Source organism: Arthrobacter sp. Alg241-R88, assembly GCF_900537115.1.
In the GTDB taxonomy this organism is placed as follows: domain Bacteria; phylum Actinomycetota; class Actinomycetes; order Actinomycetales; family Micrococcaceae; genus Arthrobacter.
The window spans coordinates 86,817-102,657 of sequence record NZ_UNRG01000002.1 but is presented as its reverse complement, the minus strand read 5'-3'; the positions used below and the strand labels follow the sequence as shown (position 1 = coordinate 102,657).

Below are 15,841 nucleotides of genomic sequence, written 5' to 3'. Positions count from 1 at the left end.
GTGATGGACCCCATGCGCATAGTTATCGCCGGCGCCTCCGGTCTTATCGGTACCCACATGTCGGCCACCTTCCGCGATGCAGGCCACGTCGTCGTGTCCCTGGTCCGGCGCGAGCCGGCATCGGCAACGGAAGTCCGGTGGAACCCGGCCGCCGGAGAACTTGACCCGAAGGCACTGGCCGGAGCCGACGCCGTCGTCAATCTCTCCGGTGCCGGCATTGGCGACAGGCCGTGGACCCGCCGGCGCATAGACGAACTTTTCAGCTCCCGGGTGGACTCCACGCGGACGCTCACCCGGGCCATGCGCCAACTCGATTCCCCGCCCCCTGTCTTCATCAGCCAGTCCGGCTCGGGGTACTACGGCGACGCCGGCAACACGGTACTTCGGGAAAACGCGCCGAAGGGAGCCGGCACCCTCGCCCGGATCTGTGGCGAGTGGGAAGCGGCAGCCGCCACCGCTCCCCCGGGTGTGCGGGTGGTGGTGCCGCGGACGGCGGTGGTCCTCAGCCGTTCGGGCGGCGCACTGGGCAGGCTGCTCCCGCTGATCCGGCTGGGGGTTGGCGGGCCGCTGGGCAACGGCCGCCAGTACTGGCCATGGATAACCCTGCCCGATGTTTCGGCAGCTTTCCTCTTCCTGCTGGAGTCCCCGCTGTCCGGGCCGGTGAACCTCTGCGCCCCCGAGGATGCAGACGTGAACGCACTGGTTGCTGCGCTGGCCAAAGCCCTGCACCGCCCCGCCGGGCTGAGGGTTCCGGCCCCGGTCCTGCGCCTGGTGATGCGCGATCTTGCCGACGAACTGCTCCTCGCAAGCCAGCGCATGGAACCCGCCCTGCTCTCGTCTGCCGGTTTCACCTGGCAGCATCCCACGCTCGCCCATGCCGCGCAGTGGGTTGCCGGCAGGGAGTAGGAGCCCTTCTTTCCTTACAGACAGGATCAGGTGCCGGGAAGGATGTCGCTGACCCGCCACTTGCCGTCCACAAGGACCAGCACCAGGCGAAGCCGTTGTTCGGCGCCGGCCACCCCCCTTGCCGTCACGTTGCCCTGGGCATCCTTTTCCTCATAGGCGGACGAGGCCGAGGTGACGGCAACCACGGCACCGGCTTCGGTTCCGGCCTCCTCCGCCTGCACTTGTGACAGGGTTGTTGAGAACCCGGACAGGACGCGGCCGGTTTGGCGCAGCCGCCCGCTGATCCCGCTATCTCCTGCCGCCGCAGCCGAACCATGCTGGTTCACCTCATCGAGGAGTTCCAGCTTGCCCGTGCTGAGGGCCAGAGACCTGAGCACCGCGAGGCCGTGGACCGCCACAGCGGGATCAGGTGATGCCGCCTGCTGCCTGGCTGTCTCCACGGGATCGGCTTGCTGGCGTGTTTCCGCAGGAGAAAGTTCGGGGACGCCGGTTGTGGTTGCCCCGGCAGCCGTCCCTGTAGGGGAATCAGGCCCGGCGGCGGTGACCCCCGCACCGGACAGCCACCAGGCTGCAGCAACTGCCGCAGCGGTGGCACCGGCAAGAGCGGTCCGCCGCACCTGCCGCCCACCCCGCGGCGAGGCGTGCCGTCCTTTCCCCTGGTCCCCGGGGTGGGCCGGAGGCGTGACTGCCATCGACTCACTGAAGGGCAGCTTTCCCGCGGCAAGGAACGGGCCTGACCATTTCGACGTCGTCATCCGGCGCCGCAACCCGTGGACCCGCTCTCCGAGCCTGCGTGGAGTTGGTGCCTGCAGGCGGGTTACCAGTTCCGGCAGGACTGTGGGGTGGACTGCAGGCGCCAGGTCCAGCGGCAGGGGTGATGCGCTCCGGTACACGGCTGTGGCGAGGGAGGCCGCGGTAGGCCGGAGCCGCCGGTCCTCGTTCAGCCCGGACTCCAGGGCCGCCGCGAGTTCCCGGGGGACCTCCGGAAGCAGGAGGGACAACGGCGGCCGGTCCGCCGTCCGCTGCGGAGGCAGGCCGGTGAGGCAGAACCAGCCGAGCGCGGCTACTGAGTAGACGTCACGTTCGGGCTGAAGGCCGGCCCGAACTGCGTCCACTGGCGCCGGATCGAGAAATCCGGGTGTGCCTGCACCGGCTGCAGAGCCAGGGTCACCCAGCATCCGGGCGATGCCGACGTCGGACAGCATCGGTTTGCCGTGGGCGGTGAACAGGACGTTGCCCGGCGACACGTCACCATGGGTGAACCCTTTGCCGTGCAAATACGCCAGGGCCTGGGCGATGGGCGTCAGTACCGTCACTGTTTCCCCCACGCTGAGTTTTCCTCCGGCACCGATCAGGCCGGCGAGGGAGCCGCCTGGTGCGTATTCCATGATCAGTGCGGCAGGGCCTTCCGCGCCGGCCAACGCCACTGTGTCGTAGGCCTTGATGAGGTGCGGATGATCCAGGACGGACACGATGCGGATCTCCCGCCGGATACCTTCTTCGGTCATCTCGGCTCCCCGGGACGACCTGCGGGCGGGCGGACGGAAGTACTTCAGGGCGAACTCCCGGCCGCTCCGTTCCTCTCGGACCAACCAGACAGAGGAACTGCCGCCGCGGCCAAGCAACCGCCTTACGGTATAACCGGAGGCCGTTATCCCCTGCAAATCTTCCATGACCCATGTCTAGTCGAATCCGGCGCGGCGTGCAGAAGTTATCCACAGGGGGCCCAGGCCCCTGCCGCCAAGGCCCGGGGGTGCACGGTGAGCTTAAGCACTAAACCGGGTGCGTGCGCGCCCAAGGTCTAAGCTGGATGCCATGACTCTTGAGTTTTCACAGCTGGGTCTTGCTCCGGACTTTGTCGACTACACCCGCGGTTGGGCCATCCAGAGCGAACTCCACGACAACGTCGTCGCCGGAAAGGCCCCGAGCACAGTACTCCTCCTCGAACACGCCCCGGTCTATACGGCCGGTAAACGGACGGAGGATCACGAACGGCCCTTCGACGGCACGCCGGTGGTCCCGGTGGACCGCGGCGGCAAGCTCACGTGGCATGGCCCCGGCCAACTGGTGGGGTATCCCATCATTAAGCTGAAGAACCGGGCGGGGATCCGCGACTACGTCGAACGCCTCGAGTCGGTCATCATCAATGTCCTTGCCGACTATGGCATCCAGGCCGTGCGGATCAAGGGCCGGGCAGGGGTCTGGATCGCAGCAGACGCGAAGGGTCCGGACAGGAAAATTGCCGCCATCGGCATCCGCGTCCACGAGGGCGTCACCATGCACGGGTTCGCCATCAACTGCAACAACGATCTCGCCCCCTACAGCCAGATTATTGCCTGTGGAATAACCGATGCCGGCGTAACAACCATCGCCCAGGAAACCGGTTATGACGTCTCCCCGGCTGACCTCGTTTCCAGAATCATCGAAGAACTGCGCAAGAATGAAGACGCCTTGATCGCTACCCCCGAAGGAGCTCTACTGTGACATTGGCACCTGAAGGCCGGAAGCTTTTGCGCGTTGAACAGCGCAACTCTGCTGTCCCGGTGGAGCGGAAGCCGGACTGGATCAAGGCCAAGGTCCAGATGGGCCCGGAGTTCGTCCAGCTCAAGAACCTGGTGAAGAAGGAAGGCCTGCACACGGTGTGTGAGGAGGCCGGCTGCCCCAACATCTTTGAGTGCTGGGAGGACAAGGAAGCCACGTTCCTGATCGGCGGGTCCGAGTGCACCCGTAGGTGTGATTTCTGCCAGATCGATACCGGCAAACCGTCCCCGGTGGACCGGTTCGAACCGACCAAGGTGGCCAGGTCGGTGCAGGCGATGCAGCTGCGCTACGCCACCGTCACCGGGGTGGCCCGCGATGACCTCGAGGACGAGGGCGTGTGGCTGTACGCCGAGACGGTCCGTAAGATCCACGAACTGAACCCCGGCACCGGGGTGGAGCTGCTGATCCCGGACTTCTCCGGCAAGCCCGAACACATCGCCGCGATCTGCGACTCCAAGCCCGAGGTGTTCGCGCACAACGTCGAGACCGTGCCCAGGATTTTCAAGCGGATCCGGCCGGCGTTCCGCTACGAGCGGTCCCTGGACGTGATCACGCAGGGCCGGAACCTGGGCATGGTGACCAAGTCCAACCTGATCCTGGGGATGGGCGAAACCCGCGAGGAAATCTCCGAAGCGCTGCGGGACCTGCACGAGGCCGGCTGTGACCTGATCACCATCACCCAGTACCTGCGCCCGTCCGAGCGGCACCTGCCGGTGGACCGGTGGGTCAAGCCGCAGGAATTCGTGGACCTCCAGGACGAGGCCACCGAAATCGGCTTCCTCGGCGTGATGAGTGGCCCGCTGGTCCGCTCCTCCTACCGCGCCGGCCGGCTCTGGGCCACCGCAATGCGCAAGAAGGGCTGGGACATCCCCGCAGAACTTGCCCACATCGAGTCCTCCGGCACCACCCGCCAGGAAGCCAGCTCCCTCCTCGCAGCCCACTCCTGACCCCGGAAACTCTTCATCCCCCAAGGGCCGGCACCGGAAGTCTTCGGTGCCGGCCCTTGGGCTTTGGTCACGTAGAATTAAGTCACTATGGCGAAATCCCCTGATTCCAGCAACTCCACTCCGTCTGGCTCCAGCGCAGTCAAGCGTGGCCTCTTCTCCCGCAAGCCTAAAGAAGCAAAGGTCAAGAAGCCCAGCCGGCTCAAGCAGATCGGCGAGGTCTTCAACATGACCCGCCGCCACGACCCCATGGTTCCGTGGCTTATGCTGCTGGTTTTCCTCGGTGTTGTGGCTGTCAGCTTCCTGGTGGGCTTCTGGCTTGAAAACTGGATCACGGGCCTGATCATCGGTATCCCGCTGGGCCTGCTGGGAGCCACGCTGATCCTCTCCCGGCGCGCGGAACGTGCGGCTTTCGCCCAGATTGAAAACCAGCCTGGCGCCTCCGGCGCCGCTCTGGGAACGCTTAGGCGCGGCTGGATCACCGAAGAACAGCCCGTCGCCGTCAACCCGCGCACGCAGGACGCCGTGTTCCGCGCCATCGGCCGTCCCGGCGTCGTGCTGGTCAGCGAAGGCCCCACGCACCGTGTAAAGCCGCTGCTGGACGCGGAACGCAAGCGCCTGGCGCGGATCCTTCCCAACGTCACTGTGCATGTCATTGAGAGCGGCCGCGGCGAGGGCCAGGTTCCCATCAGCCAGGTAGCGAAGAAGATGGGCAAGCTGAAGAAGGAACTGACCAAGCTTGAGGTGAACGCAGTGTCCAAGCGCATCGCTTCGCTGGGCAACCGTCTCCCCATCCCCAAGGGCATCGACCCCTACAAAGCGCGCCCCAACCGCGGACGCTAGAGCGCAAGCCCCGGTCCCGGCCATGAGCCGGGACCGGGGCTTTTTTATGGCCGGCCAACGGCGCAATACCGACTACAGGACAGGACACAGTGGAACAGGATCGGGCGAAACAGGACCAGGCGAAACAGGACCAGGCCAAACAGGACCAGGTGGCATCTCCCGTGAGGAATACCGTGCTCCGCGCCTTCCGGATTCTCGCGATTGCCGAAGCGTTCAGCTGGGCGGCGCTTCTGGTGGGCATGTACTTCAAGTGGATCGCCGGCACCACGGAAATTGGCGTGCAGGTGGCCGGACCCGTCCACGGCGCCTTGTTTGTGGGCTACGGGATCGCGGCGCTGGCACTCTGGCGGCTGCAGCGCTGGCCATTCGTGGTGGCCCTCTTCGCAGGCCTTTCCGCCGTCTTCCCGTTTGCCACCCTCTGGTTTGAGGGCTGGGCGGGCAAGCGGGGGCACCTCGCGGCTGCCGCAGCCGGGGCTCCGGCAGCGAAGGAAGCCAGCCGCGTCTGAATCCCGGAGCTCCTACCGGCGCAGGAGCAGCGTGTCCATCGCCTTGTCGTGGAGGCCGCGGTGGTCCGGATCGAAGATGACGGCGGGAATCACCAGGCAAAGCAGTACCGACCTCACCACCGCGGCCAGCGGTCCCGGCGCTCCGCCGCCTGCTTTCACCACGTGGATGCCGGCGGCGCGGTGCCCGATGCTGTAGCCAAGCGTGCCCACCAGGAGGATTTGTTCGACGGCGAAAATCGCCAGGGTGGCCCACGCATCGCCCCCGAAGGCGAAGTTGCTGATGAGCAACGCAATGCCCCAGTCGATCATGATCGCGATGATCCTGCGCCCGGCCCGGGCAATGGAGCCGGATCCGGACTCCGGCAGCCCAAGCCGCTCACCGGGATACTTGGAGATGCCGGAGGTGTCAGGGCCGGTGAGCCAGGAGCCAATGTCTTTGCGTTCTACCACCGTCCAAGTTTACTTCGGTTCCTTCGCCCACACTGTGGAAGCGGTTAGACCACAGTGTGGACGGCGGATAGCCTTTCCATATCAGGGCATTCTGTAACCTGCCCGAAACAATGCGGACACGGACGGGAAATGCCGCGTCCATAGGCTGTTAGCAGTTTCAAGCAAATCCACCGGCAGACATGTGCAGCGGGTACTTTCAGCAGGGAAACACTGCGGCGTTTCCCTGCTTTGGATTGCGCTGGATCAGATGGCTTTCACGCCAGATAGTTACATATGCGTTAGGAGCATAGATGTTCAAGACTGCGGACGAGGTCCTCAAGTTCATCAAAGACGAAGACATTAAATTCGTCGATATCCGTTTCACCGACCTTCCGGGTGTCCAGCAGCACTTCAACGTCCCGGCCAAGAGCGTTGACGCCGACTTCTTCATCAACGGCCAGCTCTTCGACGGATCCTCCATCCGCGGTTTCCAGGGCATCGCCGAATCCGACATGCAGCTGATCCCGGACGTCACCACCGCGTTCCTGGACACGTTCCGCATGGAGAAGACCCTTGCTCTGAACTTCTCCATCGTCAACCCCCGCACCGGCGATCCCTACCACCGCGACCCCCGCGGCGTGGCTGAGAAGGCCGAAGCCTACCTGGCCTCCACCGGCATCGCTGACACCGCCTTCTTCGCTCCCGAAGCCGAGTTCTTCGTGTTCGACAACGTCCAGTACCAGTCCTCCCCGCAGGGCAGCTTCTACAAGATCGATTCCGAGGAAGCCCACTGGAACACCGGCCGCGAGGAAGAGGGCGGTAACCTCGGTTACAAGACCCCCGTCAAGGGCGGCTACTTCCCGGTCTCCCCCACCGACAAGCAGGCTGACCTGCGCGACGCCATGTGCGTAGCCCTGGACGAAGCCGGCCTCGAGGTCGAGCGCAGCCACCACGAAGTTGGTTCCGCCGGCCAGGCTGAGATCAACTACAAGTTCACCACCCTGACCCACGCTGCCGATGACCTGCAGAAGTTCAAGTACGTCATCAAGAACACCGCAGACGCCTGGGGCAAGTCCGTGACGTTTATGCCCAAGCCGGTCTTCGGCGACAACGGTTCCGGCATGCACTGCCACCAGTCGCTGTGGAACGGCGGCGAGCCGCTGTTCTACGACGAGAAGGGCTACGCCGGCCTGTCCGACACCGCACGCTGGTACATCGGCGGCCTGCTCAAGCACGCCTCCGCCGTCCTGGCGTTCACCAACCCGACGGTGAACTCCTACCGCCGCCTGGTCAAGGGCTTCGAAGCTCCGGTCAACATGGTCTACTCGCAGGGCAACCGCTCCGCCGGTATCCGTATCCCCATCACGGGCACCAACCCCAAGGCCAAGCGGATCGAGTTCCGCGCGCCGGACCCCTCCTCCAACCCGTACCTGGCATTCGCTGCCCAGCTGATGGCCGGCATCGACGGCATCCGCAACCGCATCGAACCGCCGGCACCGATCGACAAGGACCTCTACGAGCTCCCCGCAGAAGAAGCCAAGGACATCCCCAAGGCTCCGGGCACGCTTGAGGAAGCCCTGGAGGCCCTGGCCGAGGACAACGAGTTCCTGCAGGCCGGCGGCGTGTTCACCCAGGACCTGATCGACACCTGGATCGAGTACAAGTACGAGAACGAAATCCGTCCGCTGTCGCTGCGCCCGAACCCCTACGAGTTCGAGCTCTACTACGGCGTCTAGTTACGGTCTGCGGCTAATGGGGGCATAGTCCGCCAACATTCTGCAGGACCTTAAGAGGCCGGCTTCAGGGTTTCCCCTTGAAGCCGGCCTTTCTGCTGTCCGGATCCGCCAGGGCTGCCGGCCGGTCCTGTTGCCCGCCTCACCGAAGCGGGTGCGCTTCCTCCTCACCGCCCGTAACGGACGGCTGTACGGCGACACGGGTGAATTCGGTTGGCAGTTCAGCGTCCGGGGAAGCGAGGATGACGGTGGTGCGTTCCGCTGTGTCCACGTCAGTTATGTCCGCGTTGTACAGGTTATTGGCCTCACGCTTCAGTGCGGCGCCCTGTTCCTCATCCAGACTCTTGCCATTCATGGACCACCCGAAGTCGTAGCTGAAGGTGGGTGCCCAGCTATGGAGCGCATCGGCAACGCTGGTGAACGTGGACTGACGGCCTTCTTCATTGAAGGCGTTCACCGTGTACAAATTGACCGGTGCAGTGCCTGCGCGGTTGTCCACATCCGCAACAAGGTATGAAACGGGCGCTGCTCCAACCTTTGCCCTGTAGGCGTCGATTGCCGCCACAGCAGGGTCCGTCACAGGCGTGGGCAACGTGAAAGTGATGCGGGCTCCTGAGGCCGTCGTCAACCCGTATGGTTCGGCGGGCACCGCCCCGGGTGCCGTGACCGATAGCAGGTCGGCGACCGGGACCGCCGCTCCCGCCGTCGGGCTGCCTTGCACCGGCGCCGGCGCTGAACAGGCCGTGAGCAATAATACAAAGGCCGGCAGGGCCATCCTGAGCTGCTTCATGGCTTCCCAAACTATGTTTGTAGCCCCCAGAGCTATCGATGTAAAACCCAGCATAGGGGCCCTCCACTGGCTGCGGAAGGGCCGGCACCATGGTGTCCGGAGGTACCGCTCCGGGACCGCTCCTGGAAGGTGGGGACCCGGCTCCAGACGTGCTGAGACCGGGAACCGGATCCCCTGACGATGCTCCCCGAGACGAAGACTTTGCAAGCCTTCCCCCCAACAAGGTTTGAAGAACACCGTCAATCCTCATACTCGGCCAATACCGGACCGAGCGCAACGCCGGCCTGCCCGGTTACGGTGCGTCGGACCGGTCAAAACCGCGGAACATGATCCGCTGGGGTCCGGCTGGGCCCCCCGAATATTGCCCGCGGTCCTCAAAGCCGGCGCGGCGGTAGGCGGACAATCCCGCCGGATTCGATTCGTTCACGGAAAGGACGACGCCCGCCTCACCGGTCCCATTCCTGGCGCTAAGTTTTTCGGCGGCCGCCACCGCGGCAACCGCACCCAGTGGGCCAAGGCCCTTGCCCTGTTCACGCCGGTCGATGAGGAATCCCCGGAGCAGCCAGGCCGAATCGTCGTCCGGCCAGCCCGCCAGCCGGGCTGCTCCGGCCTGCAGCGTGAGCACGCCGACGGCCCGGCCGCGGCATTCCATCACATAGGGCCGCCGGGAGTCCTCAGCGAGCCCCGCCAGGGCCATGCGCAGCGGATCACCTACGAACTGCTCCTGGCCCGGCCCGAGTTCAAGCTCCGCCACGGCGCCCAACTGGATGGCACGTGCGTCGTCGTCGAGGTCCTGAAGCGAAATCAGCCAGACGGTGGGGTCCATGCCGCTCAGGACTGCGGGCCGGCGGACCCGTCAGTGGACATGGAATCAGCCGTCACGGAATCAGCCGGCGGACCGGCGGGATCCATCCACATCACTTCCCAGAGGTGGCCGTCCGGGTCCTGGAAGCTGTGGTTGTACATAAATCCGTAGTCCTGGGGGTCTTCGGACGGGGATCCGCCGGAGGCCAGGGCGGTCTTGACGGCCTCATCCACTGCCTCCCGGCTGTCCACGGAGTAGGCGATGATCGCTTCCGCGGAGTCCTTGCTGTTGGCAACGTTCTTGGACGTGAAAGTCTTGAAGAAGGTGTCCACCAAGAGCATGACGTAAGCATTCTCGTTGATGATCATGCACGTGGCATTCTCGTCCGTATAGTCCGGGTTGAAGGAGAAGCCGAGGGCAGTGAAGAACTCCACGGAGCGATTCAGATCCTTGACGGGCAGGTTGAAAAAGATTTGGGTAGCCATGGGCTCAAAATAGCACCGGCCCCGGACAAGTGTCAGCCACTCCCAACTAACAAGGCGCAGCAACCCCGTTAGTGGCCGTAGAAAACCCGCTCAAAGACTGCCCTGGCCCGGCGGCTGACGCGCAGGTAGTCCTCTTCCAAAACCGCGGCCTGGCCAGGTTCGTAACCGCACCACCGCGCCACGGCTTCCAGGTCACGCCGTGAGGACGGCAGCAGGTCCGAGGCCTTGCCGCTCCAGATGACGTTTGCAGACCTGATCCGGCTGGCAAGACGCCAGGCCGCCGCCAGCAGGTCCGCGTCGTCCCCGTCCAGCAGCCCGGCCCGGGTTGCGGCTTCGAGCGCCCCTATGGTGGACGTGGTCCGCAGCTCCTCGTGCTTGCCGGCGTGCTGAAGCTGCAAAAGCTGGACCAGCCACTCGACGTCGCTGAGCCCGCCCCGGCCCAGCTTGAGGTGCCTGGCTGGATCAGCCCCGCGGGGAAGGCGTTCTGATTCAACCCGTGCCTTAACGCGCCGGATTTCGCGGACATCCTGCTCCGATATGGATTCCGGATACCTGAGGGGATTGATGAGATCGAGGAAGTCCGCGGCCAGGGCGTCATCTCCCGCCATCGGCCGTGCACGCAGCAGCGCCTGCGCCTCCCAGATGAGCGACCAGCGCCGATAGTACTCGGCAAAGGAATCCAGGGAACGGACCATGGCGCCGCTCTTGCCTTCCGGCCGCAGGTCGGCGTCCACCTGCAGCACCCGTTCAGCCATAATGGCCGGCTTCAGCGGCTGGGTCAGGAGGCTGGAAACCTTCGCCACTATCCGCGATGCCTGCTCCTGTGCCTCCACCTCCGAAAAGCCCGGCAGTGCCCTGTGGACGTACATCACATCGGCGTCGGACCCGTAGCCGATTTCGCGGCCGCCCTGACGGCCCATGGCAACCACCAGGACAGCGGTTTTCAGTGGCCCCTTGGCGGAGACTATTCCTTCGGCCACGCGCAGTGCGCCCAGCACCGCGGCCCTGTCGGTGTCCGCCAGGGCTGCTCCCACGCGGTCCTGGTCCAGCAGTCCGGCAGAGTCGGCGATGGCGATCCTCAGCGTCTCGCGCCGCCTGATCAGGCGGATCAGCCGCATGGCACTTTCCGGATCAGCATGGCGGGACATCTTGGAGGTTATCTCCTGCCACTGTGCCTCAAAGGTGACCGGCACCAGGTCCTTGTCATGGCCGAGCCACGCCACCGATTCAGGGGACACTTCCAGCAGGTCGGCAATCAGCCGCGAATTCGACAGCATGTGGCACAGGCGCTCGGCGGCAGCGTTGGAGTCCCTGAGCATGCCCAGGTACCAGTGGGTGGTTCCCAGGGCTTCGCTGACCCGGCGGAAGGCGAGGAGGCCGGCGTCGGGATCCACGCCTTCAGCCAGCCAATCGAGCAGGATGGGCAGCAGCTGCCGTTGCAGCGAAGCCCTGCGGCTCACACCGGCGGTGAGGGCTTCAATGTGGCGCATGGCGCCCTTCGGGTCCCGGTAGCCGAGGGCAGCAAGCCGGCCCTGGGCCGCTTCGGGCGAGAGCCTGGCGTCCTCGCTGCTGAGTTTGGCTGCGGTGTTGAGCAGGGGCCGGTAGAAAATTCGCTCATGCAGCTCACGCACCGAGCGCTTGGTTTTCTGCCAGGCGGCCAGCAGGGCGTCCGGATGCGGACGCTCGTTGGAAAACGGCCCCAGAACCGCCTTGGCCAGCGCCCGGAGGGCCGGTTCGCCGACCGGCATCAGGTGAGTCCTGCGCAACTGGAAGAGCTGGATGCGGTGCTCCAGCAGGCGCAGGTAGCGGTAGGCGTTGTCGAAGGCCGCGGCATCGGTGCGTCCGATGTAACCGCCTGCTGACAAGGCCGCAATCGCGGAGGTCGTGTCGCGCCGGCGCAGGCTTTCGTCGGACTTGCCGTGGACCAGCTGGAGCAGCTGCACCGTGAATTCAACGTCACGAAGTCCGCCGCGGCCCAGCTTGATCTGCCGCTGTTCCTCTGCCTGTGGGATGTGTTCCGTGACCCGGCGGCGCATGGCCTGCACGGACTCAACGAATCCATCGCGGCTCGCTGAACTCCAGATCAGCGGCGCAATGGCGTCCTCGTACTGCCGGCCCAGGGCAACATCGCCGGCGATGGTGCGGGCCTTCAGCAATGCCTGGAACTCCCAGCTTTCGGCCCAGCGGGCGTAGTACGTCTGGTGGGAGGCGAGGGTACGCACCAGCGGCCCGGACTTCCCTTCCGGCCGGAGGTTGGCATCCACTTCCCACAGCCCGGGTTCCCTGGCGACTGATGAAATGGCGCGGGAAATTCCGCTGGCTAGGGCAGCGCCGATGGTGCTCGCCTGCGCGTCCTCCAGGCCGCCCGCGTCCACCACGTAAATGACGTCGACGTCGGAAATGTAGTTAAGCTCGCGCGCTCCGCACTTGCCCATGCCAATGACGGCAAGGCCGACGTCGGCCACGTCCGAGGCGCTGAACTGGCCCGCTGCCTCGGCGCGCGAGACAGCGAGGGCCGCCTCAATGGCTGCGCCGGCCAGGTCTGCGAGCTCCCCGCCCGCCAAGGGCAGGAAGTCCAGTGGATCCGCCGCGCACAGGTCCTTGACCGCAAGATCCACCACCCCCCGGCGGTACGCCGTCCGCAGGGCGGCGTACGCCTCCGTACCGGTGAGCCCGGCGACGGGCCGGGCGGCCCGCGGATCGGCGCCCACAGAGTGGAGGAGGGCAGCGCGCAGAACCGAAGCATCCGCTTGCAAGGGCTCGGGACTGGGCCGCACATTAAGGGCGTCGAGGTGCTCGGGGTGGCGGATAAGGAACTCCCCCAGCGCCTCCGAAGCCCCCAGCACCCGGTAGAGCGGTTCACTCGTTTCGGGATCGGCACCCGCCAGCTCGCGAAGGGCCGGATGCTTTTCGATCAGCCGCACCAGGGACTGAAGGGCTGTGTCCGGACTGGCTGCCAGCTGCAGCCCCGCAAAGAGCCGGTCTTCGTCCAAGCCATCAAGCTCGCGGGCAGCCAGGAACCGCTCGCCCTTCTCCAGGTCACTGAAGCCGGCCGAAATCAGGCGCCGTGCGAGGCTCACAACGATGCCTAGAGAATTCCCAGGTTGCGCTGCAGCTCGTACGGCGTCACCTGGAGCCGGTAGTCCTGCCACTCGGCGCGCTTGTTCCGCAGGAAGTGTTCGTAAACCTGCTCGCCCAGGATCTGAGGCATCAGTTCAGAGTCCTCCATGGAGCGGATGGCCTCATGCAGGCTGGCCGGAAGGGGATCGTGCCCCATCGCACGGCGCTCCGCCGAACTCAGCGACCAGACATCGTCCTCGGCGGCAGCCGGCAGGTCGTAGCCTTCCTCGATGCCCTTCAGCCCGGCGCCCAGCAGGACGGCGTACGCAAGGTAGGGGTTGGCTGCGGAATCGATGCCGCGGTACTCGATCCGCGCCGACTGGCCCTTGCCCGGCTTGTACAGCGGAACGCGGACCAGGGCCGAGCGGTTGTTATGTCCCCAGCTGAGGTAGCTTGGGGCCTCCCCGCCGCCCCACAGCCGCTTGTAGGAGTTCACGAACTGGTTTGTCACCGCGGTGAACTCGGGAGCGTGCTTGAGGATGCCGGCAATGAATTGGCGCGCTGTCTTGGACAGCTGGAATTCGGCGCCGGCCTCATAGAAGGCGTTGGTGTCGCCCTCGAACAGGGAGAAGTGGGTGTGCATGCCGGAGCCGGGGTGCGCGGTGAAGGGCTTGGGCATAAAAGTGGCGTAGGTCCCCTGCTGGAGCGCCACTTCCTTGATGATTGTCCGGAACGTCATGATGTTGTCCGCCGTCTGGAGTGCATCGGCGTAGCGCAAATCGATCTCGTTCTGCCCCGGCCCGGCTTCATGGTGGCTGAACTCCACCGAAATGCCCACGGATTCCAGCATCGTCACCGCCGTGCGGCGGAAATCCTGGGCCACTCCGCCCGGAACATGGTCAAAGTAGCCGCCCTCGTCAACCGGCACCGGTGCGCCGTCCGGGCCTGGCTCCTGCGACTTCAGGAGGTAGAACTCGATCTCAGGGTGGGTGTAGCAGGTGAACCCCATATCCGCGGCCTTGGCGAGGGTGCGCTTGAGGACGTTGCGCGGATCTGCGGTGGAAGGCTCACCGTCAGGCGTCAGGATGTCACAGAACATGCGGGACGTCTGCTCGGTTTCGCCGCGCCACGGGAGGATCTGGAAGGTGGACGGGTCCGGCTGCGCGAGCATGTCGGACTCAAAGACACGCGCCAGCCCTTCAATGGCGGAACCGTCGAACCCGAGGCCTTCTTCGAATGCGCCCTCAACTTCGGCCGGCGCCAGCGCCACGGACTTGAGTGAACCCACGACGTCGGTGAACCACAGGCGTACGAAACGTACGTCGCGCTCTTCGATTGTGCGCAGGACAAACTCTTGCTGGCGGTCCATGATGGCCTCTTCTCCGGTCAACGTCCATGCCCCGGTCCGCAGAATGCCGGCAGCAGTTCACAAACACTGTACTAAGCAATTGACGCCCGTGCTGGAGCCTGCAGGCCGCGTAACACAGCGTTAACACGGCCGCCCGGAAAATCACAGCAACAGCAGCCACTGCCCGGACGCCGCTGACGCCTCCCTTATGACACGAATCACCCATGCTGGGAGACAACGACTGTAGCTAGGACCGCTGGTGCCGCATTACGCTCGTGCCATGGCCTCAAGCAACAGCCCTGACTCAAGCACGTCCGCCGACGTCCCCGCCCCCTACGGCAGCGGTCCCGGCCAGGGCGCGCCGCCACCCTCGGAGCGGAAGCCGGCCAAGGTGCGCGTCCACCACCTTCAGCAGGCCAAGAACGACGGAACCAGGTTCGCGATGCTGACCGCTTACGAGCAGTACACGGCAGAAATCTTCGATGCTGCCGGCATCGAAGTACTCCTCGTGGGCGACTCCGCGTCCAACAATGTCTTCGGCAATGAGACCAGCCTGCCGGTAACCGTGGATGAACTGCTGCCCTTGTGCCGCGCAGTAGCGAGGTCCGCGAGGCGCGCCCTCGTCGTGGCCGACCTGCCGTTCGGCAGCTACGAGGTTTCCCCCGAGCAGGCCGTCGCCGCGGGTGTGCGGTTCCTGAAGGAAGGCCTGGCGCATGCGGTCAAAATCGAAGGCGGGAAGTACTATGCGCCGACGGTCCGGGCCATGGTGCAGGCCGGGATTCCGGTGATGGCCCACATCGGCTTTACGCCGCAGAGTGAGCACGCGCTGGGCGGTTACCGTGTCCAGGGCCGCGGCGACGACGCTCAACGCCTGATTGACGACGCCGTGGCGTTGGCGGATGCCGGCGCCTTCAGCGTGCTGATGGAAATGGTCCCCGCGGAGACGGCAGCGGCAGTGGATAAGGCCGTTTCCGTTCCCACCGTGGGCATCGGCGCCGGCAAGGAGACCACCGGCCAGGTGCTGGTCTGGCAGGACATGGCCGGGCTCCGGGGCGGCAGGATGGCCAAGTTCGTCAAGCAGTACGCGGACCTTCGGACCACTCTCCTGGATGCGGCCGCGGCGTACGGTGAGGATGTCAGGTCCGGCCAGTTCCCGGGACCTGAGCACACTTTCTAGCCACAGGTTCTCCGGAAGCAGGCCGGCGCCAGGCCGGCCTGCCCTGGCTGCCCGTCAGTCGTCGTCGTCCTTTTCCCAGGATTCATTGCGGGCGCGGACCTTCTCCAGGGCGTGTTCCGCTTCTGCCCTGGTCTTGTAGGGGCCGATCAGCTGGCTCCAGTCCGAGAGCCGGTCCTCCTCCACCTCGTGGGTTTTGATGTTGTACCAGTACTCAGTCATCGTTGTTCCCCGTTCCGGCAGGCAGGAACCTGCGTGACGCGCGTAACTTAAACCC

15 protein-coding genes are annotated in these 15,841 nt (G+C 65.3%); 7 read left to right on the top strand and 8 right to left on the bottom strand.

The features are described from left to right. Positions 1-12 precede the first annotated feature (12 nt). Entirely contained in the window at positions 13-906 is an 894-nt protein-coding gene (locus G6R19_RS05295) for a TIGR01777 family oxidoreductase (protein ID WP_163163099.1), read from the top strand. A gap of 26 nt (positions 907-932) precedes the next feature. Here G6R19_RS05295 and G6R19_RS05290 read toward each other — a convergent pair whose 3' ends face one another. Continuing rightward, positions 933-2,579, bottom strand: a complete 1,647-nt coding sequence (locus tag G6R19_RS05290; RefSeq protein WP_163163097.1) for a serine/threonine-protein kinase — start codon at positions 2,577-2,579, stop codon at positions 933-935. 142 nt (positions 2,580-2,721) lie between these two features. Here G6R19_RS05290 and lipB point away from each other — a divergent pair, with 142 nt between their 5' ends. From lipB to G6R19_RS05270, 4 genes are all read left to right on the top strand, one after another. Beyond that, positions 2,722-3,390: a lipoyl(octanoyl) transferase LipB gene (gene lipB / locus G6R19_RS05285; protein WP_163163095.1), complete on the top strand. Its 669-nt coding sequence runs from the start codon at positions 2,722-2,724 to the stop codon at positions 3,388-3,390. Further along, complete coding sequence (gene lipA / locus G6R19_RS05280) at positions 3,387-4,394, top strand: lipoyl synthase (protein WP_163163093.1); 1,008 nt, start codon at positions 3,387-3,389, stop codon at positions 4,392-4,394. The genes lipB and lipA overlap by 4 nt, the downstream gene beginning before the upstream one ends. 87 nt (positions 4,395-4,481) lie before the next feature. Further along, positions 4,482-5,234 carry a DUF4191 domain-containing protein gene (locus tag G6R19_RS05275; protein WP_163163091.1) on the top strand — a complete coding sequence of 251 codons (753 nt, stop codon included), beginning with the start codon at positions 4,482-4,484 and terminating at the stop codon, positions 5,232-5,234. Between the two features lie 161 nt (positions 5,235-5,395). Then, positions 5,396-5,740, top strand: a complete 345-nt coding sequence (locus G6R19_RS05270; protein WP_163164109.1) for a DUF3817 domain-containing protein — start codon at positions 5,396-5,398, stop codon at positions 5,738-5,740. 12 nt (positions 5,741-5,752) lie between these two features. Here G6R19_RS05270 and G6R19_RS05265 read toward each other — a convergent pair whose 3' ends face one another. After that, positions 5,753-6,190, bottom strand: coding sequence for an RDD family protein (locus G6R19_RS05265; RefSeq protein WP_163163089.1), 438 nt, complete (start codon positions 6,188-6,190; stop codon positions 5,753-5,755). Between the two features lie 290 nt (positions 6,191-6,480). Here G6R19_RS05265 and glnA (G6R19_RS05260) point away from each other — a divergent pair, with 290 nt between their 5' ends. Next, complete coding sequence (gene glnA / locus G6R19_RS05260; RefSeq protein WP_050055503.1) at positions 6,481-7,905, top strand: type I glutamate--ammonia ligase; 1,425 nt, start codon at positions 6,481-6,483, stop codon at positions 7,903-7,905. A 139-nt stretch (positions 7,906-8,044) separates the two neighbouring features. On the opposite strand, the gene G6R19_RS05255 is transcribed toward glnA (G6R19_RS05260), so the two are convergent. The 5 genes from G6R19_RS05255 to glnA (G6R19_RS05235) form a co-directional block, all read right to left on the bottom strand. Further along, the gene (locus G6R19_RS05255; protein ID WP_163163087.1) at positions 8,045-8,692 is read right to left on the bottom strand and encodes a hypothetical protein; all 648 of its coding nucleotides are present in this window, start codon (positions 8,690-8,692) and stop codon (positions 8,045-8,047) included. A 292-nt stretch (positions 8,693-8,984) separates the two neighbouring features. Then, positions 8,985-9,518 (bottom strand): GNAT family N-acetyltransferase, encoded by a 534-nt coding sequence (locus G6R19_RS05250; protein WP_163163085.1) that lies wholly within the window; start codon positions 9,516-9,518, stop codon positions 8,985-8,987. 5 nt (positions 9,519-9,523) lie between these two features. Continuing rightward, entirely contained in the window at positions 9,524-9,982 is a 459-nt protein-coding gene (locus tag G6R19_RS05245; protein ID WP_163163083.1) for a VOC family protein, read from the bottom strand. Positions 9,983-10,050: 68 nt separating this feature from the next. Next, positions 10,051-13,062 (bottom strand): bifunctional [glutamine synthetase] adenylyltransferase/[glutamine synthetase]-adenylyl-L-tyrosine phosphorylase, encoded by a 3,012-nt coding sequence (locus tag G6R19_RS05240; protein WP_163163081.1) that lies wholly within the window; start codon positions 13,060-13,062, stop codon positions 10,051-10,053. 8 nt (positions 13,063-13,070) lie between these two features. Beyond that, positions 13,071-14,411 carry a type I glutamate--ammonia ligase gene (glnA, locus tag G6R19_RS05235; RefSeq protein ID WP_163163079.1) on the bottom strand — a complete coding sequence of 447 codons (1,341 nt, stop codon included), beginning with the start codon at positions 14,409-14,411 and terminating at the stop codon, positions 13,071-13,073. A gap of 259 nt (positions 14,412-14,670) precedes the next feature. Here glnA (G6R19_RS05235) and panB point away from each other — a divergent pair, with 259 nt between their 5' ends. Beyond that, positions 14,671-15,567 carry a 3-methyl-2-oxobutanoate hydroxymethyltransferase gene (gene panB, locus G6R19_RS05230; protein ID WP_163163077.1) on the top strand — a complete coding sequence of 299 codons (897 nt, stop codon included), beginning with the start codon at positions 14,671-14,673 and terminating at the stop codon, positions 15,565-15,567. A 54-nt stretch (positions 15,568-15,621) separates the two neighbouring features. Here the strand turns inward: panB and G6R19_RS05225 are convergent, their stop codons facing one another. Next, a complete protein-coding gene (locus G6R19_RS05225) occupies positions 15,622-15,786 on the bottom strand; it encodes an SPOR domain-containing protein (RefSeq protein ID WP_163163075.1) in 165 nt (54 codons plus the stop codon). Between the last annotated feature and the right edge of the window lie 55 nt (positions 15,787-15,841).